The 24038-nt window shown below is 60.8% G+C and carries 23 protein-coding genes and 5 pseudogenes; 12 read left to right on the top strand and 16 right to left on the bottom strand.

Features of this window, described 5'->3' with window-relative positions; all coding sequences use genetic code 11:
- The first annotated feature begins 78 nt into the window (after positions 1–78).
- From ABGN05_RS14140 to ABGN05_RS14130, 3 genes are read left to right on the top strand one after another with little or no spacing between them, the layout of a single operon-like run.
- Positions 79–942, top strand: a complete 864-nt coding sequence (locus tag ABGN05_RS14140; RefSeq protein WP_367954676.1) for a hypothetical protein — start codon at positions 79–81, stop codon at positions 940–942.
- On the top strand, positions 939–2057 hold the full coding sequence (locus tag ABGN05_RS14135; RefSeq protein WP_367954675.1) for a YcaO-like family protein: 1119 nt from the start codon (positions 939–941) through the stop codon (positions 2055–2057). The genes ABGN05_RS14140 and ABGN05_RS14135 overlap by 4 nt, the downstream gene beginning before the upstream one ends.
- Entirely contained in the window at positions 2054–2782 is a 729-nt protein-coding gene (locus ABGN05_RS14130) for a TfuA-like protein (protein WP_367954674.1), read from the top strand. The genes ABGN05_RS14135 and ABGN05_RS14130 overlap by 4 nt, the downstream gene beginning before the upstream one ends.
- A gap of 4 nt (positions 2783–2786) precedes the next feature.
- Here ABGN05_RS14130 and ABGN05_RS14125 read toward each other — a convergent pair whose 3' ends face one another.
- The 3 genes from ABGN05_RS14125 to ABGN05_RS14115 form a co-directional block, all read right to left on the bottom strand.
- On the bottom strand, positions 2787–4091 hold the full coding sequence (locus ABGN05_RS14125; protein WP_367954673.1) for a S8 family peptidase: 1305 nt from the start codon (positions 4089–4091) through the stop codon (positions 2787–2789).
- A 12-nt stretch (positions 4092–4103) separates the two neighbouring features.
- Positions 4104–5924 carry an adenylate/guanylate cyclase domain-containing protein gene (locus tag ABGN05_RS14120; protein ID WP_367954672.1) on the bottom strand — a complete coding sequence of 607 codons (1821 nt, stop codon included), beginning with the start codon at positions 5922–5924 and terminating at the stop codon, positions 4104–4106.
- Between the two features lie 309 nt (positions 5925–6233).
- A complete protein-coding gene (locus ABGN05_RS14115) occupies positions 6234–7112 on the bottom strand; it encodes a LysR family transcriptional regulator (protein ID WP_367954671.1) in 879 nt (292 codons plus the stop codon).
- A 113-nt stretch (positions 7113–7225) separates the two neighbouring features.
- Between ABGN05_RS14115 and ABGN05_RS14110 the strand changes: the two genes are divergently transcribed.
- On the top strand, positions 7226–7486 hold the full coding sequence (locus tag ABGN05_RS14110) for a hypothetical protein (RefSeq protein ID WP_367954670.1): 261 nt from the start codon (positions 7226–7228) through the stop codon (positions 7484–7486).
- A gap of 242 nt (positions 7487–7728) precedes the next feature.
- On the opposite strand, the pseudogene ABGN05_RS14105 reads toward ABGN05_RS14110, so the two are convergent.
- A pseudogene (locus ABGN05_RS14105) lies at positions 7729–8093 on the bottom strand (DDE-type integrase/transposase/recombinase); the annotation flags it as partial.
- 69 nt (positions 8094–8162) lie between these two features.
- Between ABGN05_RS14105 and ABGN05_RS14100 the strand changes: the two are divergent.
- On the top strand, positions 8163–9266 hold the full coding sequence (locus ABGN05_RS14100; RefSeq protein ID WP_367954669.1) for an IS4 family transposase: 1104 nt from the start codon (positions 8163–8165) through the stop codon (positions 9264–9266).
- A gap of 4 nt (positions 9267–9270) precedes the next feature.
- Here ABGN05_RS14100 and ABGN05_RS14095 read toward each other — a convergent pair.
- Positions 9271–9907, bottom strand: a pseudogene (locus ABGN05_RS14095) (transposase); the annotation flags it as partial.
- A 125-nt stretch (positions 9908–10032) separates the two neighbouring features.
- Between ABGN05_RS14095 and ABGN05_RS14090 the strand changes: the two are divergent.
- Both ABGN05_RS14090 and ABGN05_RS14085 read left to right on the top strand, forming a co-directional pair.
- Positions 10033–10317: pseudogene (locus ABGN05_RS14090) on the top strand (pilus assembly protein TadG-related protein); the annotation flags it as partial.
- Positions 10318–10332: 15 nt separating this feature from the next.
- Positions 10333–11397: a hypothetical protein gene (locus ABGN05_RS14085; RefSeq protein WP_367955151.1), complete on the top strand. Its 1065-nt coding sequence runs from the start codon at positions 10333–10335 to the stop codon at positions 11395–11397.
- 22 nt (positions 11398–11419) lie between these two features.
- Here the strand turns inward: ABGN05_RS14085 and ABGN05_RS14080 are convergent, their stop codons facing one another.
- The 3 genes from ABGN05_RS14080 to ABGN05_RS14070 all read right to left on the bottom strand — a co-directional run bounded on the left by ABGN05_RS14080 (position 11420) and on the right by ABGN05_RS14070 (position 14356).
- Positions 11420–12667, bottom strand: coding sequence for a Tad domain-containing protein (locus ABGN05_RS14080; RefSeq protein WP_367954668.1), 1248 nt, complete (start codon positions 12665–12667; stop codon positions 11420–11422).
- 195 nt (positions 12668–12862) lie between these two features.
- Positions 12863–13591 (bottom strand): SOS response-associated peptidase, encoded by a 729-nt coding sequence (locus ABGN05_RS14075; RefSeq protein WP_367955135.1) that lies wholly within the window; start codon positions 13589–13591, stop codon positions 12863–12865.
- Between the two features lie 351 nt (positions 13592–13942).
- On the bottom strand, positions 13943–14356 hold the full coding sequence (locus ABGN05_RS14070; RefSeq protein WP_367954667.1) for a response regulator: 414 nt from the start codon (positions 14354–14356) through the stop codon (positions 13943–13945).
- Positions 14357–14538: 182 nt separating this feature from the next.
- On the opposite strand from ABGN05_RS14070, the gene ABGN05_RS14065 reads away from it, so the two are divergent.
- Entirely contained in the window at positions 14539–14841 is a 303-nt protein-coding gene (locus ABGN05_RS14065; RefSeq protein ID WP_367954666.1) for a DUF982 domain-containing protein, read from the top strand.
- Positions 14842–15229: 388 nt separating this feature from the next.
- Here the strand turns inward: ABGN05_RS14065 and ABGN05_RS14060 are convergent, their stop codons facing one another.
- Entirely contained in the window at positions 15230–15472 is a 243-nt protein-coding gene (locus ABGN05_RS14060; protein ID WP_367954665.1) for a DUF982 domain-containing protein, read from the bottom strand.
- 222 nt (positions 15473–15694) lie between these two features.
- Between ABGN05_RS14060 and ABGN05_RS14055 the strand changes: the two genes are divergently transcribed.
- Positions 15695–15859: a hypothetical protein gene (locus ABGN05_RS14055; protein WP_367954664.1), complete on the top strand. Its 165-nt coding sequence runs from the start codon at positions 15695–15697 to the stop codon at positions 15857–15859.
- Between the two features lie 336 nt (positions 15860–16195).
- Here ABGN05_RS14055 and ABGN05_RS14050 read toward each other — a convergent pair.
- Positions 16196–16665 (bottom strand): annotated as a pseudogene (locus tag ABGN05_RS14050) (phage terminase small subunit P27 family).
- A 545-nt stretch (positions 16666–17210) separates the two neighbouring features.
- Here ABGN05_RS14050 and ABGN05_RS14045 point away from each other — a divergent pair.
- Positions 17211–17843 (top strand): hypothetical protein, encoded by a 633-nt coding sequence (locus ABGN05_RS14045; protein WP_367954663.1) that lies wholly within the window; start codon positions 17211–17213, stop codon positions 17841–17843.
- Positions 17844–18007: 164 nt separating this feature from the next.
- Here the strand turns inward: ABGN05_RS14045 and ABGN05_RS14040 are convergent, their stop codons facing one another.
- Entirely contained in the window at positions 18008–18340 is a 333-nt protein-coding gene (locus tag ABGN05_RS14040; RefSeq protein WP_367954662.1) for a hypothetical protein, read from the bottom strand.
- A gap of 1344 nt (positions 18341–19684) precedes the next feature.
- Here ABGN05_RS14040 and ABGN05_RS14035 point away from each other — a divergent pair.
- Positions 19685–19969, top strand: coding sequence for a hypothetical protein (locus ABGN05_RS14035; RefSeq protein ID WP_367954661.1), 285 nt, complete (start codon positions 19685–19687; stop codon positions 19967–19969).
- 1 nt (position 19970) lies between these two features.
- On the opposite strand, the gene ABGN05_RS14030 is transcribed toward ABGN05_RS14035, so the two are convergent.
- Positions 19971–20318 carry a hypothetical protein gene (locus ABGN05_RS14030; RefSeq protein ID WP_367954660.1) on the bottom strand — a complete coding sequence of 116 codons (348 nt, stop codon included), beginning with the start codon at positions 20316–20318 and terminating at the stop codon, positions 19971–19973.
- Positions 20319–20459: 141 nt separating this feature from the next.
- On the opposite strand from ABGN05_RS14030, the gene ABGN05_RS14025 reads away from it, so the two are divergent.
- On the top strand, positions 20460–20777 hold the full coding sequence (locus tag ABGN05_RS14025) for a hypothetical protein (protein WP_367954659.1): 318 nt from the start codon (positions 20460–20462) through the stop codon (positions 20775–20777).
- 74 nt (positions 20778–20851) lie between these two features.
- Here the strand turns inward: ABGN05_RS14025 and ABGN05_RS14020 are convergent, their stop codons facing one another.
- The 4 genes and pseudogenes from ABGN05_RS14020 to ABGN05_RS14005 form a co-directional block, all read right to left on the bottom strand.
- Entirely contained in the window at positions 20852–21322 is a 471-nt protein-coding gene (locus ABGN05_RS14020) for a phage terminase small subunit P27 family (protein ID WP_367954658.1), read from the bottom strand.
- A gap of 234 nt (positions 21323–21556) precedes the next feature.
- Positions 21557–21907: a hypothetical protein gene (locus tag ABGN05_RS14015; protein WP_367954657.1), complete on the bottom strand. Its 351-nt coding sequence runs from the start codon at positions 21905–21907 to the stop codon at positions 21557–21559.
- Positions 21904–22347 (bottom strand): hypothetical protein, encoded by a 444-nt coding sequence (locus ABGN05_RS14010; RefSeq protein ID WP_367954656.1) that lies wholly within the window; start codon positions 22345–22347, stop codon positions 21904–21906. Before ABGN05_RS14010 ends, ABGN05_RS14015 begins: the two co-directional genes overlap by 4 nt.
- A 364-nt stretch (positions 22348–22711) precedes the next feature.
- Positions 22712–23086 (bottom strand): annotated as a pseudogene (locus ABGN05_RS14005) (DNA methyltransferase); the annotation flags it as partial.
- Positions 23087–24038 lie beyond the last annotated feature (952 nt).

The raw sequence follows: 24038 nt of genomic DNA, 5'->3' as shown, positions 1-24038 counted from the left end.
AGCCGGCTATCGACTACACTGAGCATAGTCCAGCCGCAAGGATGTGATCAGCAATCTTGGCCAAGTCGGAGTGACGAAATGAAAGCCTTGACTTTCCTTCAAGTCAAATCCCGAAACGGCAACAATCGACGAAGGCCAATCAGCGATTTTCGCGTGTTTTCGATCCCCGAAAAGGTGACTTCGGCCGCGGGCGGGACGAAGACGCTCATTACCGATAGTCTCGCTTGGTCCGAAGTGGTTGGAAGCTACTATTCAGTCCCTGAAAATGCCTGGCGTGACCTCGCTGGCGACATGGCGGCCTGGCGCAAGTATCAAACAGCCTTAAACCGCTCCAGGCGTACCGTCGGCATTCACGGCGCGGTGTTCGGCGAAGTCTTTGAAGAGCCCGCGCCGGTCGCGAGCTTGCCGACCGGCACCATCGCCAGCTTCACGGACCTCGGCTATCTCGGCATGGTCGAAAACGACCTCGACACGCAGAACGAGTGGGACGAGGGCGACTTGCCTTCCAAGCCAACGACTACAACGTCTGTTGCGGGCGTGCTGGTACGGTTAGCGCGAAACAATGCCGTGTACTTCATTCCGCAGAAGCACCTGGACAAGTACGAGGTCTTCAAAAATATGCCAGCCAAAAAGCAGAAGGCCGAAAAGGCTCTGTTTGGCCACGCTCCGAAACAAGCGGGAACGGCAGCGAAGAGGGTGCGGGTTTCACCATCGCCCAGGCTGATTGGCGTGAAGAATATTCTAAGCTCGATCGGGGACAGCACGGACATGGGCGGCGACGATATCGATGGTGTCTCGCCGGCGTATGTGGCGGGGGCGACCGACACCAATCCGAACCTCTCGGGAACGATTACAAGCTTCACAGAAGGCCGCTTCTGGAACCTGATGGAAGAAATCCGCGACTTCGACGACGATTTTGGCGACGTTGACGGCGATCAATGATCGACATCGAAGCCGCCATCGGCGTCACCCGCATCGGGGACCTCACGGGGTATGACCGTATCGGCATACCGGTTGCCATGGCGGTGCGGCCGCTCTCGCGAGGCTACTGCGTTGCCCAAGGTAAGGCGCTGACCTTCGCGGGCGCCCGTAGCTCGGCTCTGATGGAAGCGGCGGAAGGCTATCACGGCGAGAACATCGACCGGCCGCTGCACTACGCGTCCTATGCAGAATTGAAGGACGCAGGTGCGGTCGACCCGCAACTTCTGCCGCGCGTTCGCGGCCGTATCGTGGGCGCCTACGAACGCTTTCTCTGGATCCGGGGACAAACCCTGTCGGGCGATGCTGCCCTCGTGCCCTTCGAGTGCGTCCACACCGACTACAGCCTGCCCAGCCGCGCGTCACCTGGCGTCTTTCTTTGCTCTTCGAACGGCCTCGGCGCCGGTCGTAGCTTTGCTGATTCCGGTTTGCATGCCCTGTTGGAGGTGCTTGAACGCGATGCGGAGGCGGTTTTCCGGGCCGCCGGCCTTTGGACTGATATGAAGTGGCGAGTTGCTTTTGATGCGCTTCCCGAGGGCGACGCCAGCCGGGTGGTGGAGCGGCTACGATCTGTCGACATCGAGCCGCACGCCTGGAACATCACCTCCGATCTCGGCGTGCCGGCGATCTACGTGACGCTTGTCGATAAACGCGAGCCCCTGCACTCACCCGTCAAGCTCGTTTCCGGCAGCGCCTGCCGCGAAGGCGGCGAGGCGGCGCTGCTGGCGGCCTTGCTGGAAGCCATCCAGACCCGCGCAACCGTCATCGCCGGAACGCGCGACGACCTCTATTTTGACCACTACCTAGACATCGACACGCAGTTGGTGTCGGCCAAACTGCACCTCCTGGAAACGAGTGTCGCAGGCTCCGTGCTTCCCTCCTCCTGCAACGCTTCGATTGATGCGCTTGGAGGCCTGGTTGAGGAGGCACTTGGCTGTTCGATTGTGGTAGTCGATCTGTCGTTAGGTATCTGTGGCGTGCATGTGGTCCGGGTGATCGTTCCGGGAGCTGAGGGAGTGCCGGGCCACTCGGAATACGCGCGAGGTGTGCGCGCACGAATTGCTGCGCGGAAGCAATGAACTCGATCCGCATCTTTGTCGGCCCGTCTCTTGCGCAGGCGGACGCTAAGAAAATAGCCGGTTTTGACTACCGCCCGCCGGCCCGGCGTGGCGAGATCCACGCCGCCGTCGTGGACGGAGTGTCCGCGATCGGACTCATAGACGGATACTATGGCACCGTGCCGGCTGTCCTGCACCGCGAGATCCTCTTTGCGCTCTCGCGGGGTATTCCGGTTTGCGGCGCTGCCAGCATCGGCGCCGTGCGTGCCGCGGAGCTTGCCCCTTTCGGCATGGTTGGAGTTGGCGCGATCTTCGAAGGCTACCGCAGCGGCGAATTGACCGGTGACGACGAGGTCGCGATCCTGCATGCGCCGGAGGAACTGGGATACGCGCCGCTGGTCGATGTCCTGGTCAACATCCGGGCTACCCTCAAGGCTGCCGAAAAAGCGGGCATGATAGGGCAGAAGGATGCAGCAGCCCTGATTCAGCTGGCCAGGTCGAGGTGCTTTCGCGAACGCAAGTTCGAGAAGATTGTCAGGGAGTCATCGAGCCACGGCCGAACAGGGGACGATGCGCAGCGACTGATTGATTGGGCCCGCGCCAACTGGGTGGACCAGAAGGCGCTAGACGCGGAGGAACTGCTTCGCGTAATGCTGCGGCCGTTGCAGCCGCCGCCTGCCGTTCGGTTCATTGCGACGACACACTGGCGTGCAGCAATAGAGGAAGCGGAACTGTTCCTCACCTGAGAAGCTACGGCAAGCGCGCGGCGATTTCCGCCGTACGGAGGAATTGCGGCAGGTCGAGTACCGGGAAATGCTTTCCGGTGTTCTGTACACTGTCGTCGCCATCATCAAGTGTCGTCATGGACTGAACTAGCCAGGATCGGACATCGGCCGGCGCCGGCAGGCGGTTGGTAATAGACTTGTAGAGCTGCTGCGCCCGCAGTACCGCGCCGGTGACGATCGGGGCGGACTGACTGGTGCCCTGAAGTGTGGAGAGGCCGGTATCGGAGAGGTGGCTCGCCGAGATGAGGTGGGTTCCGGGCGCGAAGACCGCAGTTCCGCCGGGATTGGCTAGGCTCAGACGCTGCGAATAGGGGACGATCTTGTTTGCCGCGGCGTTGGCGGACCACAGGCCGCTCGGGTGCGTGTAAGGACCTAGATCGGAATCGAACACCGCCCCGACCGATACCGTTTGGCGCATGATTGCTGGGAAGGCCAAGCCCTCGGCCTGGTAGTAGTGATACGCATTGCCAGCAGCGCAGACCACCACCACGTCCTGCCGGATCATACGGTCGATTTCGCGGGAGATCGTCCGGAAAATCTGGTTGCGGCGCAGCGCGTCCGCTTCCGACACGTAGTTGCCGGGGTCTCCGAGCGACAGATTGACTGCCGTCACGGTGCGTCCGTTTGCGCCGTTCCAGCGGCGCAGCCATACGAGGGAGCGCGCCAGCGCCGCAAGGTCGCCTGTGCCGTTGCGGTCGAGTATCTTGACCGAAACCAGACCGGCACCCGGCGCGACACCACCGGAAGAAAATCCCCCGACCACCAGTTCCCGGCCGGCAATCAAGCCCGCGACATGGCTGCCATGCCCGTGGGTGTCCCAAGCATCATCGGCCCATCCGCCGTTCTCCGATGAAAAATTCCGCTCCTTGATTATCCGTGAATCGCCCTGCAAAACAAACATCTGGTGTGTTGGCCGCACGCCGGTGTCGATTACAGCCGCCGCCATACCCGAACCATCGATCCCCGGAAATTGCTCGTTCGCCTCGGGTAACCGGATGAGTGAGAATGCCTCTTCGCTCAGTTCCTGCAGCTTCGCCGCCCCACCGCTGAGGGAGCCCGGCGGGATGGGCATTGGCCTCTCGGTGAAGCGCAGCCGAGCGCTCGGTTGTGCGGCAACAGCGGAAGGCCTTCCACCCACGGCTATCCCGCCGATCGACTTTGCCTCCGCGAAGCTTGTCGGAATGAGGCTGAAGCTGCCTGCAGCGAGCGCGGCGGAGGCTCCCAGGATGAACTGCCTGCGATCAATCACGAAGTTGTCGTTGCCCGCCATCGTCCCCTCCTCCTAAAGTCCCGCAAGTCTGAGACCAGAGACGAAAAGCCTCATGCCTTCGCCGGTCTGCTCGGGGATGACCCTCGCCCATTCGTCCACGGAAAAACCGGGGTGCTCGGCGCGGATGAGCGCGGCTTCGCGCTCCGCGGCCTCCAGCTGTCCAAGATGCGCGTAGCACACCGCAAGTATGCGCCGTCCCTGCGCAGGGTTGACCATTGCGTGGATCTGCTGAATCGCCTCCTCGAAGCGCCTGAGCAGCATCAGCGCACCGGCTCGGTCCCACAGATACTGATCAGGATAGAGGGGATTGAGCCGCATGGCCCGATCGAAGTGGGCGAGCGCGTCTCCGGCTCGTCCCGAATGCGTCAGCACGTCGGCATACTCAGCGATGATGTTGGCGTCGTTGGGGTTGATTAACAGCGCCCGCTCATACGAGGCGATAGAGCGCGAATGCTCATGGCGATAGAGTTGAACGAACCCGAGTTCGCCGTGACCTCGAGCATCGTTGGGGTCTGCAGCGACGGCATCCATGGCGTAGCGCGTCGCAAGGTCGAGACCCGCCCGGGGATCTTCGCCCCATCCGTACCGCCAGTTGAGCGAATGCGCTCGTGAGAGGGCCGCCAGCGCGCGAGCGTAGTCGGGCGCCAGTATCAAGGCGCGCCTATAGAGTTGCAGCGCTTCGCCGTTCGCCTGCGCGGTAAATTCCAGCGTCTTTGCCTGACCGCGCAGCACCAGGCCGTACGCGTCGATGCTGCGGGGAGGCAGTGCCGTCAGGCGTTCCCGCTCAGCCGCCTCCACCCGTACAGCCATTGCCGCCACGGCGAGTTCGGTGATCTCGTCCTGGATGGCGAAGATGTCCTCCAGCGGTTTGTCGTAGCGCTCCGACCATACCGAGTGCTGCAGCTGCGTATCGTCTAGGGCGACGGAAACCCGTACCCGGCTGCCAGCTGGCCTGATGCTGCCCCTGACGATGTACCGGGCCCCGATCTGCATGCCCAGTTCGGAAAGCGGCAAAGCAGAACCGCGGAACGCGAAGCTCGACCCCCTGGCTATGACATTGAGCCCGCGGAAGCGGGTAAGGTTCCGAATGATGTCCTCAGTTACGCCGTCGGCGAAAAAGTCGTGCTCGCCGTCGCCCGACTGATTCTGGAAGGGCAGAACGGCAATGGACGGCTTCTTGCCAGGCGCCGGATACTCGCGTCCAGCGATGGCGGCCTCGCCAAGCCGTTCCCGATTGGCAGGCCGCAGCGTCACCGCCGCCGAGCCGTCATACACGCGATAGACGTCGGCCGGCTCGGCGATGTTCTTCAGCGAGAATGGCCCGACATACTCAAACCCGAACTCGCTGCGGCTGCGCACCGCCTCGTAGAGCGTCGAGCTCATCCAAACCGAACCGGCCGGAGTCAGCCGTTCGATGCGCGCAGCGATGTTGATGCTGTCGCCGAAGGCGTTGCCGTCGATCTCGATGATCTCGCCCATGCTCATGCCAATCCGAAACTCAAAGGATTCGCCGCTTTTCTCTCTGCGTATGTCCTCGAACCTCTTCTGGATTTCGATGGCGCAGCGTGTTCCAGTGACGGCGCTCTCGAATGCGGCGACCACTCCGTCGCCGGTGCGGTTTAGGATCCGACCGCCGCAGCGGTCGACTTCCCTTTCGATCAGCCCGAACGCCGCATGCATCGCCTGCGACGCAGACAGTTCGTCGCGGTGCGTGCGCTTGCTGAAATCAACCGCATCGGCAAAAAGGACCACATAGACGCGGGATGCGATGGCGTCACCAGCCGTCGGAACTCTTGCTCCCGAACCCTTGGCTCCTGAGTCGGCGAGGTTCATCGGCTGGCCTTCGATCCAGATTACACTTTCACAGCATACTACATCCGGTTCGTATTGCGAGGCTGGCGGCGCGGCTCGATCCGCACGGCCCCTAGCACGGTCTTCACCGACCCCGGGCCGGCCTTGTCTAGCTGGTGCTGGTGTTCATTAAATTAGGCAACACTGTCTTGTTCCCACAGGCCGGTGCGGGGGTGTCGTTCGCCGCGCCGGCTCCTCCGCCTGTGACGACAGCCAAACCGCAGCGCCCCAACGCCCCAGTGGCGGGGATAGCACCGCTCAGCCTTTGTCATGCGCTCTTCCGCTCGCTAATCACGGCAGATCTTGAAAAACGTCCCGTACTTGGGTCGCCATAATGTCGGTCAATGGCTGGCGCGGATCGCGGGCCATTAGCATTAGGTACTTCCAGTCCGGCAGTTCGGGAAGCCCTTCATCACTGCGCACAAGCCTCAGCCCAGGCGGAAGACGTTCGTCTGCCAGGGCACTCATCACCGCCAGTCCCGCCTGTACCGCGGCGGTCTGTCCTTGCGTGGTGGCCGAGGTCGAAACAACCCGGTAGCGGCGCCCGGCATGCTCCAACGCCTTGAAGGCCATCCCGCGCCATGGACATTCGCGGTTGTCCGGTAGCCACTGGCAGCCCGGCGGCGATGTGGAGAGTGGCAGTGGATCGCGTAAATGCTGGCCATGCGTTTCAGACGTGATCCATCTGGTGGAGCTTTGCCAGACTTCCTCGGCGGGCCACTGGCGCGGCTCTAGACCTTCTCGCAGGAGCACCAGATCCTTCTTGAGCTTCACGGCAAGGAGGCACGAGGTTGCGAGTTCGACGTTGACTTCCACGGCGGGGGATACTTGTGCAAACCGATCAAGGATCCTCGGCAGATGTTGCTCCGATAACTCCGTCGCAACGCCGAACCGTATGGTTCCATGCACCGGAGCGGCGCGCATAGCCCGCATGACCTGGTCGTTTAGAGCGAGAAGTTCTCGCGCGTTTCCAAGCAGGTAGAAGCCCTGCTGGTTCAGTTCGACGTTTCCGCCCTTTCCCCGGATTATGACGATTTGGCCGAGAACCCCCTCCAGCCGCTGCATCTGAAGAGAGACCGCCGATTGAGTGCGACCTACGCGATCTGCCGCGCGCGTAAAGCTTCCCTCCTCAGCGATGGCTATAAAGCTTCGCAGCAGGTCCAGGTCCAATCCCGCGGGGACGCCCATACCGATTAACTTCGCTCATCGCGGTCATTCACGCAACTCGTTTCCCTTCGGCAAGCGGAAACCCCATCCTCCTCACATTCAGGAGGTACAGAGAAATGATTATCAATCACGGAGCGATAAAATCGGGCTTATTTGGCGGTTTGTTCTTCGCTATGGAGATTTACTACGGCCGGTGGAAAAAATTTTCCATTCTGTCAAATGCAACGAAAGAGGAAAGCGACGCCTCGAAACTTCCGCCGCATCTTCAGCATGACATTGGCTTTATGGATTGTCGTCCTCCACACCCTCTGCCGCTCGAGAAAGTCCTGAAAGAAAGGCAGAATACGCTTGAGAGCATGTGGTTGCGCTACTTCTAGATTACTAGCAATCGAACTTATCTGTCCGATGCGGCGCAGAGCGCAGTAATGTGCGAGTCAGGGAGTCCCATGATCAGTGTCATCTTATCCGCCCCGATCCGAATGCCACGGCGCTGGCTGCCGCGCCCGAAAATTCCGACGCTTGCAGTTGGCTCAATCATCATCGCTCTGTCGAGCGCAGTTGGTAAGGCCTTCGAGATGGCCTACGTGTATCCCGCCGCTACCGTGGTAGGTTTTCGCACCGCGCGCTCAGCTGCCATGCCGCGGAACAGGTGCTCGTTGAGGCATTCGTCGCGGAAGCGGCCGTTCAGGCTCTCGACGAAACCGTTCTGGGTGGGCTTGCCGGGTGCGATGCAGTGCCAGTCGACGCGATTGTCCTCCTGCCACTGCAGGATCGCGCGCGACGTCAGTTCGGTGCCGTTATCGGACACGATCATCAGCGGCCGGCCACGCGCTTGGGCAATGGCGTCCAGCTCCCGCGCCACCCGCATGCCGACAGCGACGTGTCGACCACGAGCGCCAGCCACTCGCGGGTGAAGTCGTCGACCACCACCAGAACGCGGAACCGCCGCCCGTCGGCCAGCATGTCGGAGATCACACTACACGACAGTGGCTTGGTGAGAGGCCGGGAATCAGTTGAACTGGAGGATTCATCCCTGCAAGGAAGGATCCTCCGATGTCTCGTCTTCCCGACGCTCTCGCAGCGACGTTAGCGCGCCACACCGACTTGAGCAACGACAGGCGTCTGACGCTGGCAGTGCTGATCCTGGGGTTCGTTCAGGCCCGCACCGTCAACCTGACGCATCTTGCCGGCGCGTTCTGCGGGCCGGCGAAGCTGTCGTCGAACTACCGTCGTCTGCAGCGCTTCTTCCAGTACGTTCGCTTCGATGCGGACTGGTTAGCGCGCACGCTGGTGGCGCTGGCGAGGCTGGCGCCGCCCTACGAACTCATCCTCGACCGGACCAACCGGAAGATCGGTGCGCGCGACGTCAACCTGCTGGTGCTGGCGGTCGTCACGCGGCGTGCGCGACTACCGGTGCTGTGGGAGGTGCTGGACCGTGGCGGCGGCTCGACGATGGCCCAGTGCATGGCGCTGATCGGCCGCTTCGTCGCGCTGTTCGGCGAGGGTTCGATCAAGCTGCTCACGGCCGACCGCGAGTTCGACGGCAACCAATGGTTTGAATTCCTTGTCGAAAACGACATCCCCTTCGCCATCAGGGTCTCCGCTTGCCTGCACCTGCGCCTCGCCGACGGCTTTCGCGGCACGCTCGGCCGGCTCGCCTGCACGCCGACCGGACGCCGCCGCCTGAGGACGGCGGGGGGCTGCTTCGCCGGCATGGATCAGCGCTTCGACACGGCGTTGCGCTTCGGCGTCGTCAACCGTGCCGAGGACCCCATCATCGTCGCCACCAACCGAAACCCGCGCAAGGCGATCAGCGCCTACAAGGGCCGCTGGCAGATCGAATGCCTGTTCGCCGAGACCAAGACGCGCGGCTTCAACATGGAGGACACCAGGCTCACCAATCCCGCCAAGCTCTCCCTGCTGCTCGCCCTCGTCGCCATCGCCATGGCCTGGTCCCTGGCATGCGCATCAGCCCTCATCGGCCGCTCCGACATTCCCCGCGCCAAACACGGCTTCCGCCGAAAGTCCTGCTTCCGAACCGGCTTCGACGCGCTCAGGCAATGGATCACCTACCAGCCCGACATCGCGGTCCAAACGTGGCAGCGAATCTGGAGACGACGCACGAACCCAGACCATCGAACAATCAGAGTCGTGTAGTGTGGTCGGAGACAAAGTCCAGCCTCCACCGCTGGTTTGGCCCCTGCGGCAGCGTCATGGGTGCCCGAGTGGCGAGCGCCCGCTTGCGACCACCGCGCTTCTTCACCGTCAGCCGTTCCTCCCGGTAGAACCGGAACAGCTTCTTGTGGTTCAGCTCGATGCCTTCCCGCCGCAGCAGGATGTGCAGCCGACGATAGCCGAACCGGCGCCGCTCAAGCGCAAGTTCCTTCAGCCGCGCCCGCACGGCAGTGTCGTCCGCACGCCGCGACGCATAGCGGAAGGTCGTCGTATCAAGCCCGACCAGACCGCAGGCGCGCCGCTCCGAGTAGCAGTTCTCTTCGATCGCCCAGGTCACGATGCGCTTCCTTGCCTTGGGCGTCAGAACTTTCCCAGCGCTCCTTCAGCGTCGCGACATCCAGCATCGATTCCGCCAGCAGCTTCTTCAACCGTCGGTTCTCGTCCTCAAGGCTCATAAGCCGCCGGGCGTCCGACACCTCCATCCCGCCGTAGCGGCTACGCCAGTTGTAGAGAGTCGCGTCCGAGATCCCGTGCTTGCGGCACAGCTCGGCCGTGGGGATTCCCGCCTGATGCTCGTTCAGAACGCCAATGATCTGGTTTTCCGTGAACCGGCTCTTCTTCATCTCCGTCTCCTTTCGACGGAGTCCAGTTCAAACCGAGGCACTCTCGGAGGCAACGTCACCGGCGCGCAACGTGGTCTCTTCCTCAGCTGACCGCGGCAAATCTTAGCTGCGCGTCGCCTGGAGGGATGCTGGAGGAGGAGTCGGATACTCGGGCTCTCACGAGTGCTATCGTCATCCTTGTGCGATCGATAAGAATCTATCGGTTTTCGCAAGCGAACCTTGGGGGAGAACCTTTCAAGATCACCTCGTATCATGGGGGTGCTTGCATGTCTGGTTCTGGGTTCCTCGGCGACCGCCGGGCCAACATAGCTGTCGTCACTGCCGTATCGGCTCTCCCGCTGATGGCAGCTGTCGGCACTGCCGTCGACGTCGGCAACATGGTCCGGACACGAAGCGATCTGCAGTCTGCGCTGGATGCAGCGACGATGGCGATCGCGGTGCGGGTACCGGACGAATATTCAGACGACCAACTGGCGCTGATCGGGCGCGACCACCTTGCCGCTCATGTGGACGTTCACTTGCTCGATGAAGAGGAATATCTCGACTTCAGCTATCATGGTCTTACAATGGGCTCGAACGGTATCCAGCGGATCGCCACCAGCCTCTCGTTTCCGTACGAACTCGTCTTCGCAGACGCCCTCGTCCCTTTCGGGTTCGAGCGAAGTGCAGTTCGAATTCTCAATCTTAAGAGCGAGATCAGCGTCCGAACCGGGGATACGGCTTGTGTGTACGCACTCAGCCGCACCGCCCCGCGCGCAGTAGACGCATCCGGAGCCGCGTCGATCATCATGGACGGGTGCGTCGTGGCCTCGAACTCCTCGGCCGAGGATGCGATCTATGTTGGCGGCAGCGCCTCATTCGAGGCTGACTGCCTCCAGAGTTCCGGCGGGATTGTCGCAACCGGCGGCCTCGTTTTGGATTGTGCCGCTCCCAGGGAAAACGCATGGCCGCTTCCAGACCCCTTCGCAGATCTGCTGGAACCCACCCCTCCTTTCCTTCGAACGTCGCCTCAAAGGAATGATCTGATCGTCTATGCAGGACGCTACACCAACCTTGACCTGAGTGGCACCAAGCACCTGGAGCCCGGGCTCTACTATGTCGAGAACGATCTCTCGATCAAAGGAGAGGTCACCGGGGACGGCGTGATCTTCTACGTGAAGGACGGCTCGGTCACGGTGAACGGCGATGCCTCGCTTTCGCTCAGCGCACCCACGAGTGGCGACTACGCCGGGATGCTCTTCATGTCGCATCCCTTCAACACCTCGGCCCACCTCTTCAACGGCAATGGTGTGACGGATCTGAACGGGTACCTCTATTTTCCTTCAGGCGATCTCACCTATGCCGGCAACAACGGCACGACCAGCAACTGCCTGCGGATCGTCGCCGACACCATCGAGATGACGGGCAGTTCCATCATGCGCTCCGACTGCACCGAGGAACTCGGAGGCAGGGAAGCAGAGGTCTCGGGGCCGCTGTACTACAGCAGATGATGGTCCCTTCTTAGTCCTGCTCTCACTGCGTCAGGCGTGCTGCGTAGCGGAATCGCGAGGGCGTGGCAACTTCATCCTCCTGCAATATCGACACTTCGCTGGCGTCCTGGAAACGGAACCGATCCGCAACCATCGCGACTTCCGAAGTCCTAACGTTCACATGGCTCTTTCCCTTTACCCAGACGCGCTGTTCAGGGAGGTACATTGCGCCATCGTAGGTTAGGGTGGTGCTGGAAAGTGTGAAAACCTCTTCACCGATCTTCCCGGGCAATTTCACGCCGTCAGACATAAACTGGATATTCTTGTAAGTGCCGGATTTCGGCGAGCTAAGAGTGATCTGAGAACCGGAGTTGCTGTTTAATGTGCTTCCCGGTCCAAAGAATGCGAGGGTGACCTCATCACCGGTAAGGACCGAGTTTGCACCTATCGTGAGCGGCCCATCAAGCATCACATACGTGCCCGGAAGGAGGCGCACGGCAGCGCCCGGACTGATCGATAAGCCGCCGCAATAAGTGCCTGGTTTCAGCTCGAATTCGCCCTTCGACAGCTTGCCTGGCAGGCTTGCGCAAGATTCCAGCTTCGGATCGGGAAGGTTCACATAGGGATCTTCAACTGGATGAACGTCGCCAATAGGAGTCGGATAGATATTTTTCCCCGAGGAAGAGCCGGTGATCCCGATCCGGAGCGCTCGGAGTTCCGCCTTGTTGCCAACCTGTTTGACTGCCTGGCGGTTTTTCGAGTTCGCCATTGCCGTGCAGTTCGGTGCGTTCACGCTCGCATTGCCATATACGGAGAGAGAACCAGCGCTCGTGGCGTCAAGTGCAAGCAGGCAGATTGGCTCCGATTCTCTTTTCTCAGCGCGTGCATGAGCGACGATGCTTATGTAGTCAGCGCCGATTATCCCGGCGAACAGGTTGGGCATCTTCAGTTCCGCAGTTCCTGCCACGATAGTTCCCTGGGTTACAAACGACGGCGCATCCGAATTAACGGACAGAAACGTCTTCCCATCAGACCCGAATTTTGGTTGAAAGACACCCGCATGCGCATAGGCGAGTGCAAGCCGATCCTTGTCCGTTGCGCTGTACCCAAGGGATGTTGCGGCCAGCACAGCGCTGTCCAGAGTGTTTTGAAGCTCTCCTTTCTGGAGAACCGCACCGCCGTACGTGAGCGCCAGACCAGCGGCTCCGACGATGGGAACCGCGGCGACCACCCCCACAATCGCGAAATTGCCGGCTGTCTCAGTCCAAAAATGTCTCGCAAGACCAATCATGGTGAGCACCCGTGAAGTAGCACTCGTATCCTTACGCTAGGGGATATAACGCTGGGTTCACGAAGTCAGCGCAAATTTACTGAATGATCGACCCTGGGGCTCGACGCCCCCATACAACGAATTGCCCAGCGCCTTCGCCACGTTCGCAACAATGGCGCAAGTCGGCTGGCACGGGAGAAAGAGCCGGGCGGCTCGTCAGCCTGCCCCGATGCTCTCCGGCTTCGGCACGATCATCAGCCTGTCGTCCGGGAGCGGACGTTGCAACGCCTTCGCCTCTTCCCATGGTGCGCGCATCCACACATCCATCTCTTCCGTCGTTATGAGAATCACAGGCATCGCTTTGGGGTGGATCGGCGCCACGACCGCGTTGGGATCGCAGGTGAGGAAGGCGAAGATATCGGCACTGACCGGACCTTCGTTCGCCTTGCGGACGCCGCTCCAGTGCGTCCAGATGCCGGCGAAAGCGAATAGCGGGCACATTTCGTCGAGACCGAACCAGGACAGCGGCAGGCGCCCTGTGTCCGGGTCGCGCACCTTGCCGTATTCGGAGAAGGACGTCGCCGGCACGAGGCAGCGGCTCTCGACGCCAAGCCATGGCCGCCAGTGCATCGATGAGGTGTTGCGGATGTTGGTAGTGCCGGGATCAGGCTCGTTGCGCAACAGCTCCTTGAAGTCGACCGATACGCCCTTCTTCTCCATCTTGGCGGCCCGCGTCGCCGCGGCGTCGAAGATCGCTTTTTGGGATGATGGCATGCCCCAGCGCGCCCGCGTAAGCTCGCGGCCGGAGGCACCGTTGCGGACGATCGGCGCCGGGTAGTCGGGGAAGATGTTGCCCGGTTGGAGATTGCCGGCATTGTTCTCAAAAGCCTTGGTGAACTCAAGGATCGCCTGTGGGCCTTTGGTGAGGTTGTAGAGGTTGCACATAGCGCCAAGGTGGCGCGCGGGCAGGGCGAAATCAAGCGACAAGCGGCGTACCGAAGGGCAGGCCGCCACTCCCCTTCAGTTGATGGGACACTCAGGTGGTTTACCAACTTTCTGCCGGAAGGCAGATGCCGGCATTGACCTACCTTAGGCGGACTCCCCCACTCCTATGGAACGCCCAAAACTACCGACGTAACTACCAAGCCGACGACAAGCGACAGCGACAAGGCGATAAGCACTGACATGTTCCATACTCTATGGCGGGGCTTCAATCGATCGGCAGTGGTCTCGGTTCCGGAATGGTAGCGGAATTTGGGGTCGGTTGGTTAATTCGACGGATTTGGCTGAACCGCACTAGGCAACGTCGGTCGTGTCGGCGTCGGGTTTCGCTGAGATTGCCGGACGAAAAACCAGGCTTAGGGCCATCTGCGCGACCTTCTCCGAGTCGCACGGTTTCTCGAAGGAGGGGAAGTTCTGAACTTCGACGGGAAAATTGTCACCTCTTTCGCCCGAGCAAATGATTATCGGCACGCCACGTGATTTCAAGGTGCCCACAAGCTCGAGACTGGAGCCATCGCGCAAATGAAGATCGATGATGGCTACACCAGGCGTCTCCGTTTCAAGCCAAGTGCGCGCGTGCTGTACCTCCGCAAACGTCATGACGCTAGTAAATCCCTGGGCCAGTAGTGCATCCTCGAAATCCAGTGCGATCAGCATCTCATCCTCCAGGAGGAGAGCATTGGGGCCTAGACGGTGGGGACTTGACATGACCGTCCCTCCTTTCGCTGCTTAACTTCCGAACAACGGATGAAGAAGCCAAAGAGCGTTCGGCGGTTGTTCACCTTTCGACCCGCGTTGAAAGTAGGATTTATGGAACCGGCGCGCGCTAAGTTAGGGGAACCGACCCGAAAGCCTGCGGGTTAGATCGACAGTTCTAGTGAGGTGCGTTTTTGCCCGGCTATTTCTCCCCTCCCGTCCGCGTGACCCTCGGCCGAGCCGGCAATATTACCCACGCGGTCACGTCGCCAGAAAAGGCCGCTGAAGTGCTCACAGACTGGCCGACGAACTGGACCGCGAAACATCTAGCAGTGCGCAAAGCCGTTCTCAGGGCCATGGAAAGCGCGTACACCGCCGCGACACTAGCGCGCGCGAGGAAGGCATTCGCGGAAGCCGCCGACGAAGCCGGCATCCTGGTACCGGAACCGCCGAAGTCGCGGGCGCGGCAGGGCTTCAGAACGCCCGACTGGAACTGACCGAAGCGGAAGCCGAAACGCGATCGGTAGCAACTCCACGGACCTGAAGCCCAGGGTCAGGACTAGCGTTCTTCAGGCTTCCCCACGATCCAAGGGGCGCTAGGCACTTGGAACAACATACTTCCTCCCTAGAAAGGATAGCGCCTTCCACCATGAGATGATTGCTTGCCCCGCAATCCTGCAAGTTACCCTTATATCCAACAAGGGATGCTCCTTTGGCCGATCGGCGGGAGTGCGCACCGGAATGAAGGCGTCTCTCTGGCGCCGGCTGCAACGCAACTTCCGACGATGGTCAAGCATCGCACGAATTGTTGGGACTGGCGACTCTCTGGCCGGCCTGAGCTGCTGCCGGCATCGAATGTTTCCTCTTCCCCACGAACTAGCGGCGCTACGCCAGTAAGATGCCTGCTTGCCGCGCTGCAGCTTCGAACGCGCGCCGGCAAAGTACGGGTGCCACATTGCCATGGATCGCGTTGTGGTATGCCTTCAGAGCAATTTCATGCTTTCGCCCGCGTTCTGCCGGCCAGGTTTCCCCGAGAACGACGGCGGCCTCCCTCGCGCTTCGAATGCTTTGAATGCCAAGACCCTCAATCGAGATCGTTATCGAAACATCGAACCAGCCTGTCTCCATTGTCCAGATCTAGTCTAGCGGGGCCGCGCCTGCCATAGGCTCTCCCATCACGGATGATGGAGACCGCACGCCAATTATTCAGGCAATCCGGGAAGCGCGCGAGTAGTACATACTCGGCTGCTTGACCGAAGAGGCATTTGTTCCTAATCCCTGTTCATGCCTCGCCGACGCCGCGCCGATAGGCTTTCAGCCGAACAAGCCGCCGAACTGTTTCGCAGGGCTTTGCGCCTACGCGCTGCGGTCATCCAGGCTCATACCGGGCTCGATCCCTACGGGGAGCAGTACAAGGCGCTGGACGCGGCACGGGAGACGCTGGAGGCGGCGCTCGCCACTGTGGCCGGTCGAAAGCTGGACTACAGAAAGGCTGATTTGGGGCTGCTGGAGTAGCGACTAATTCCGCTCCATCCACAACACGATCGGGATCATAAGCGCCACGGCAATGCAGAAAACAATCAAACTCAAGGGGGTTGCGGTATCCATCACGAATTCAAACATCTGCGGAACCGTGGGAAAAACGCCCGGCACGAGGCCAGGCGAGTTTCGAATAAGGAGCTAGGAAGGCGGGGGGGATGCCAAAGCTCCTATCGCATCAACTCCGAAATCGGAAAGTTGTTCCGCTGAAGCTGGTAGACTGAAGGCGCGTCTCTGCGCCAACCATCGACTGAGCACACTTATGCGCCATGTGAACGAACATGTGTTGCGGGTGTGAGCGATTGAATAGCTTCAGGAGAAGAACTTATCGTCCTCGTCTACCGCCGTCTCCCACGGCTTCGGCCCCATCGGTCGTGTCGTCACTCGGCTGCGCGATACCGGCGACAGGCCCAGTTCGCTCATGAACTTGTGCATCAGCTCCAGGTTCTTGTTGGAGATGGCCAGCCAGGGCGAAGGCTGCACATAGCCGGCCGGGTCCTCAGCAGCGTCGGTGTCTCCTTCAGCTTGCGTTCGGCCTCCACCCAGCGACCGTAGGCCTGGCAGTAGGCGGCAAGGGCGGCGCGATCGAGTTCGCTGATGATGCCGAGATCGTGCAGATATCGGGCCAACCGCTTCCACTCGGCCTTGCCCGTCGGCGACAGATGCGCCGGACAGGTCGGGATGGCGGTCACCGGCTTCGGCTCGTTGCGGTTCAACGGCCGCTTGCCGGGATTGCCGTTGATCAGCTTGAGGACCGTCGGAACAGGCTTGCGTCCGCGCATGGTTCATTCCCTTTCAGGCCAGATGAACTCCGGAGTCGGTCGATCCTCGTTGACCCGACCGTCGGATGCTGTCAGTCGACAAGCCCGCAACAGCGCCCGGTTCCGTCGCCTTCATCCCGTTGCCACCCCCCGTGCACTGCAACAAAAAAAGCGGGCTCTTAGCCCGCTTCCCGTGGTTTCCGAGACTTTTGTCCGGCGCCGGTACATTCATGGTCGCCGAACCGTCAACCGCTGCAAATGCAGCCGAACCGGGGAAACCTCAACACCAATCTGGAAAGACGGTCCGCACAATCGACGTGCCGATCCATTCTGGGTAGCGCAAGCCTAAGCCGTTGCAACTGCCGCCCGGAGAAAACGAAGTTCGACCGCGCGGACCGGGCCCGTTTTCACAGTGAACGAGCCTTGGCGGGCGTGGGAGATTGCAAGGGCTCACCGCATCAGACTCGTTCAAGGCAGATGGTTCCGCTTCGAGCATCCATCCACTGAATTCTTCAAGGCAACAAACGGCTGGCACGGGCGTTGGGCGCCGAACTGCCGATGGGCGCATGACAATGATCGACTGGATTTCCACCAACAGCGAAGAACTCAACTTGGCCGCCAACTGGCTCATGGTGGGAATTTGGCTCGTCTACCTACAAGTGTTCCTGCGAAACTTTCGGCGGCAGACGCTGCCGAAGATCGTGATCAACCGTGCGGCCGGGTCCTCCCTGGACGCCGCATGCTTCGTGAGCAACATGAGCTCCGAAGCGATCTACATTGAACGCGTCATCGTCCGTATCAAAGCTGGCGAATGCACGCTCGCCTGCACGGTGACGGACTTCGCGATTGCCGAAGGCGAGGTAGAGAACGCGGATCCAAAGCAGCGGACGTTCCAGGGGACCCTTTCGCCTGGGCAATACTCCTCCCTGGGCAAATTCGACGACCTCATTGGAATGGTGGCCAAGCGGACCGGACACAACCACGAGCAGCTGAAGTCCTCCGGCGATATGATTGCCGTTGAGATAACGATTGTAGCCGACTATGCGTCGGAACGGCTGTTAGTTGGTGCGACGCGGACGTTCGATGCGTGCTGGCAGGGCAAATACTGGAAGCTAACCGCCGCAAGTCCGGGCACGCACCAGATAAGATCCCGACGTGAGCGAAGACGTCTCTACAACACCGTTGCCGAGATGGATTAGACCAACCTGCTCACGCTGCGTTCGCAACTCCTACCGTACCACATATGCGAACATCAACACAGAACCAAGGGCGGGCAGCGAAGAGATCGCCAGCAGCGGTTCGCCACGGCCGGGATCCTCAGGTTCCGACCGGCTCGGAGACACAGTCAATATTCTTCTTCGAGTCACTGTCTGGAGAGATTCCGGCCTAACGGCGCACGGGGCAGCTTAGCGAGAGGGCTTGATCGGGCAGCCATGCACGAGGCCTTCGCACGATCCAGATCGGCTCGAGCGTCCGACTTGCACAATGCCAACTGGTCGGCGAGATCACTGAGGTTTGCTTCGCAGGCTTTGACGTTGTCGTAATAGTCGTTCACGGCCCGGTTCTGACAATAGATCTCCTCGTTGGTTGGCCCCGAACCCGTCTTCTGCTCGGCAAGGGCTGGAGATATGGCCAGCACGTTGGCCAGCAGGCCTCCAAGCAACCCGGTAGCGATCAGTCGTTGGTGTGTGAGCATATTCGTTCCTCCTCAATCATGATCGAAGTCGACCGCCGAACGGAGCTCCGATCCGCTCGACTGAGGTCCTTCTAGGATAAAGATGATGATCTGGCCCTGAAGGACCCGTTCAGAATCAGTTAAGCAGGCGATATGCGCAGTTCAACTGCAGACCTGAAAGCGCGACCTGTGTTTCTAGACTAGTCCTTCTTCGCCTTGAGAATACCCTCAACGCCGGCAACGGCCTTCCGGCCGCGCATCAGAGCCGTGGTGCACGTCTGATCCTTGCTGGTCAGCGCCGGGCACTGCACACATTGTTTGCCACCCGTATTGTTGACGCAGATTGCCTAGCCGCCCTTGTGTTGGTCACCGAGCAATCGGTTCCTCGCGAGACGCACATCGAAAGAGCTTTGCTCGTATTCGTCGCGAACGCCGACGAAACCGAGCCCAGTGACAATGTTGCTGAAATCAGGATGATAGATCGAGAGACCCTGTAGCGCATCTGCTTCGCCTTCACCGAACTTTCAACTTCGGCGGGTTGTTCAGAATTGTGGTACCTAATCTGTTGGGAATCCGGCTGGCGGCAGCGCGACAGTCTGTCGGGTTGGAGTATTCGGTTTTCAGGATGCTGCAGTCGATCTTGCCGTCCTTTGTACCGCAATAGGTGCAGAAATCCCACTGGCAGTTCAGCTTCTCGCCTGTTGAAGCATCTTTACCGTCCCTTCTCACTGTACCGGACTTAGTGCATGTCTCTCCGTTCGAACTCTTAATGGGGGCCGAGTCGGCGAAGGAGATCATGCCAAACGACATCAATATGCAGGCAAGCGACTTCGAGATTGTCATCTATTCACCCCAGCCTAAGCAGCCAAAGATCGCAAAAGACGTGATTCAGCAGCAAGAGAATATAAGTAGTGCGCAAACGATCAGCGCTCATGGGCATCTGCCTCCTTGCGACAGATCCACACCCGTATTTCACTACAGAATGCGCCCAGAGAGAAAACTTGGCAATCGAATATTTCCGGCTCGCCCGCTGTCGATCGCAGGACGCGAATTTGTCAGAATCAGGACCTCGAAGTGTCCTGGTGTTCTGTCGATGATATCGCGGAGCAAGGTGTAGCTGCCGATCTGTTCGCGGTTCCGTCGGCCGACTGATCAGCGCGCTATGGTGGACCGGCTGCGCCTCTCGGGCAACAAGTCGGCGCTCCTCCACCGTAGCGCGGGACATCACCGATCTTCACGTGTTCATCCCAGGTACATGTCGGAACCCATATCTTGCTCGAACAAGACAGAAGCGTTCAAAGAAGCGCTAATGTTCTCTGCTTTGAATACGTTCGAAGGAGAAACAGCAGAACTGGGAGAACTCCAATGAAGCGCATCATTTTGACCGCCTGCGTGATCCTCCTGCCCATCGGGGCCTTAGCCGCTCAGAAGGATTCGGAACCAAAGGATGTGACAGTCAAGGACTTGAAGGACAAGGGTTACGACTGCGGCGTAACCGGGGGCGGCTATGTATGTGCCGGCAAAGGTGAGATCTGGGCGTGCGAAGGGTCAGGGAACTCCGACAAATGCACGAAGATCCGCCGGCAGCCGCCGCGCTCCATCAACCCGGCCCGGCAGATCCAGACGAGCCCCAAGGCGATCCACGATTAGGCTACTTGACGGCGCGATCAGCAGCTGGTGCTTGGGGCCGCAAGTTTTTCAGGAGGCTTCGTCTCGGAAGATCCCGTCCGCACTTCTTCTTGGCGAAGCCGCACTGTCCGGCCTCGTGAAGTTCCTTGAGATCCTTGCAGCGCCCCGAGTCATAGTTGCCGTCACACTCCTTCGCGGCACAGGCGATCTTGGAACAGGTGGCATCGATGGAATTGATGCATCCTGCGGCCGGCTTGCAGGTGCCAAAATCCGTGCTGGAGTTGTCAAGGGCCGTGGCCGTGCTTCCCGCGATCGAAAGTAATACCGCTAGTGCCGCCATTGGAGTGATTGTGTGGATCAGAAGTCGCATCGTTCATCTCCCTGATGCCCGAATGAACAACGACATAATAGCATGCATTGGCTTTGCAGGGAAAAACCTCGCCATCGAAGCCATCCTCCTGAACGCACCGCCGACGCTTCAAGCAGAGATCGAGGAAAAGGAGATTTCAACATGCAGCCTCTTCGAACCTCCTATTGCACACTGCTTATATTGGCGATCACGTCGATCAACTCCCCTGCAGCAGAACGCCTTCCGAAGGGAGGACCCGGTTCGGACACCCGGCTGGAATACTGCAAAGCTCGCTACATCGATTGCATGCAGCGCGTCGATGCGGAATGCTCAAGCGAGGCATGTCGCGACGAAGGTTATCATTACTGCGATGTCATGTTCTTCCCATATCCGAAGGGGAAATGCATGACCGAGGCTGAACGTCGGCTGAGCCCAAAACAGTTCATGGCGCCGGGCGGAGACCGGATTCTGCGCGAATAAGGTGCCCTGTCGCGAAGCGGTTCTCCTTTGCTGCGCCTGCGGATTGAGCGGTGCCAGAGTTCGCCGGCGTCCGCTCACGCGAAGAACTCATCGTCCTCGTCTGCCGCCGTCTCCCACGGCTTCGGTCCGATCGACCGCGTCACGACGCGACTGCGCGATACCGGCGAAAGACCGAGTTCGCTCATGAACTTGTGCATCAGCTCCAGGTTCTTGTTGGAGATGGCCAGCCAGGGCGAAGGCTGCACGTATCCGGCCGGGGTCCTGAGCAGCGTCGGCGTTTCCTTCAGCTTCCGCTCCGCCTCCACCCAGCGGCCATAGGCCTGGCAGTAGGCGGCAAGGGCGGCGCGATCGAGTTCGCTGATGATGCCGAGATCGTGCAGATATCGGGCCAACCGCTTCCACTCGGCCTTGCCCGTCGGCGACAGATGCGCCGGACAGGTCGGAATGGCGGTCACCGGCTTCGGCTCGTTGCGGTTCAACGGCCGCTTGCCGGGATTGCCGTTGATCAGTTTGAGGACCGTCGGAACAGGCTTGCGTCCGCGCATGGTTCATTCCCTTTCAGGCCAGATGGGCTCCGGGGTCGGTCGATCCTCGTTGGCCCCGAGTGTCGGATGCTGTCCTGCGACAAGCCCGCAACAGCGCCCGCTTCCGTCGCCTTCATCCCGTTGCTACCCCCCTGCCAATTTCGCGGTTGTGCAAAATGAGGGATCGCGCCGGTCTAACCCTCGAAGGCCCCAGGTATTCGACCTCCCCCCCCCCCCGCGGTTGTCTCGGCTCGATCACATACCGCTGTCACCGATGCGGATCGTGAACGTCGTCGGAGCTTCATGTGCGCCAAGCTCATGCACGGATGTCTCCTTCCAGCGGGCTCGCGTCTTCAGCCAGAAGATGGCGGCGGTGACCGCCTCCCTGCCCTCTCCCGTCGCCTTGCGGAACAGGTTCTCGGCCACCCGGGCATTGGCCTTGATGTGCCCCGCCTTCAGTTCCTCGGCATAGGTCGTTCTCATGTCCTCTTCCTCGATCGAGAGCACCACAGCGATGTCCTCCGGTGCGATGCCGTAGCCGGCCAGCGACTCGACCTTCGCGCTGTGTGGCTTCTCGTCGGCCGGATCGAACACGAGGTTCTTCATCGTGGCAGCCCCTGCCGTATGGTCCGGCCGTCATCTCTCGGGGTCGACGGCAGCGACAGCGGTTCTGACACAGCCACCGACCCGTCAAAGGGCACCAGAACAATGCGATCGATCTGGTCGACGTGCTCGATGGGCTGGCCCGGAACGCCGCCGAGCTCGTGGATCGAGACTTCCTTCCACCGGGCTCGTGTCTTCAGCCAGAAGATCGCAGCCGTGACGGACTCCCGGCCATCGCCGGTCGCCTTGCGGAAGAGGTTCTCCGCCACCCTGGCATTGGCTTTCGTGTGTCCGAGGTCGAGCTCCTGCCGATAGTGTCGCCGCAGCGTTTTTGGATCGATGCCGATCATCGCTGCGATCTCGTGCTCGGGAGTGCCGTAGCCGGCGAGAGCTTCGACTTGCCGGCACTGCTGGGGATCGGGCTGATGGCGGGGTCTGGGCATCAGGCTGATCCTCCCGGACAGACCAGAACGACCCGGTCGCCATCACATGCCCCGCCTTTGCCGGAATCCTGCCCCTGGAAGCCAATTCCCGACCACGAGCTGCTCTCGGGTACCGGAGCGCCTACAGCGGGAGACTGATCAGAACTGGCCTCCTGGAGGGCGTTTGTGGTGTAGGGATGCCGTCCGGCCCGGAACGGCCACAAGGCGCAGTCGACCGCCTCGCAACGCTTGACCTCCGCCAGCTGATGGCCGGAGCAGTCCAGGCACTTGCGCCGGATCGCCTGCATGGGACTGATGCGCTGGTGACCGGCTCTGGCGGCAACTGACCCGTCGGGCGGCCACACAGAAGCGAGGGCGGCGCGGTTCATGTCCCGCTCGCCGCCCGCTCGGCCGCTACTTCGCAGAAGATCCTGCCGTCGCCTTCGAGCGTGGCAGCCTGTCCGGTAAAATCCTGCCAGCGCATCACGGCCATGTCGACATAGGCCGGATTGAGCTCGATGGCATGGCAGACACGCCCCGTCATCTCGGCGGCGATGATGGTGGTGCCCGATCCGCAGAAAGGCTCGTAGACCGCCTGCCCCGGGGAAGAATTGTTCTCGATCGGCCGGCGCATGCACTCGACCGGCTTCTGCGTGGAGTGACCGCTCTCGCTCTTCCGGTGCGGAATGGCCCATACGGTGGTCTGCTTGCGATCGCCCGCCCAGTGCCCCTTCCTGCCTTTCCGGACAGCATGCCAGCAGTTGTGGGTGACCAGACCGTCTGCGACGTAATGAAGGTCCCGATCCACGTCCATCGAGTAGACGGGGCCGCTGAACGGCGATGCATCATTGCCCGTCACGGTGACCCACGAGAACGCATCCCCCTCGGCCGGCTTCGGGATCTGCATTATCTGCGCGAATATGTTGCAGGCTCTAACAAGCCGGGTTGCCTTGCGCCAGAACATCAGTCGCTCGCCTGCAGTGACGAATGGGTGGTCACGCTCGAGACGATGATCGCGCAGCAGCAGCATCGCCCGTGAAGCAAGTGCACCCAGATCCAGCTTCGCATAGATGTCCGCAATCATCTGAGGCGAGCGAACGCGCTCGGGTGCAAGCGCCCATTCGTCGACCTCCCAGTGCGTGGTCGGAATCCCGTATCGGCATGAGAGCACCTGTTCGGCGCACTGCGCCTCGCAAACGCTATCGTGGACCGAGACAATCCATGCCTCCTCGGCCTTGTTGCCGGCGAGGCGGGTGGAGAGACCGAAGCCGCGAGTGTTGAAAAGGCCGACCCGCCCGACGCGCCACCAGTCGCCCCGGCGCATGAGATAGACAACCTGCTTGTCTGCCGCCTCGGGGTTGAGGCGCACCGAGAAGCGGTGTTCGGGGGTAGCCCGTGTAACCCGTCCGGCGGCAGAGATCGAGTGAATCAGGCCATCGAACTGGCGTTTGCCGAACCTGGCGATCTCGCGGCCGCGTCGGCGAACGACGCTCTCGTAGGGATTATAGGACACCACGAAGTCGCCCGCCCGCAGGGTCTCGATCGGCACCTCTTCGACCCTTGCTGGTTGAGAGCCCGTGCGGCGCTCGACCACTTTCTGGACCATCGTGCCGGCTGGTTGGCACGGCTCATGTTGCCAATGGTAGTCCCCTCGCCCGATCACCAGGCGCGTCTTGTCCCAGATGATCTGGGTGCGGATCTCGAACCCTGCA

This window comes from Aquibium pacificum (genome assembly GCF_040839445.1).
GTDB lineage: Bacteria > Pseudomonadota > Alphaproteobacteria > Rhizobiales > Rhizobiaceae > Aquibium > Aquibium pacificus.
Note: the sequence above shows the minus strand (reverse complement) of the source record. Positions and strands in the feature narration are given on the sequence as shown.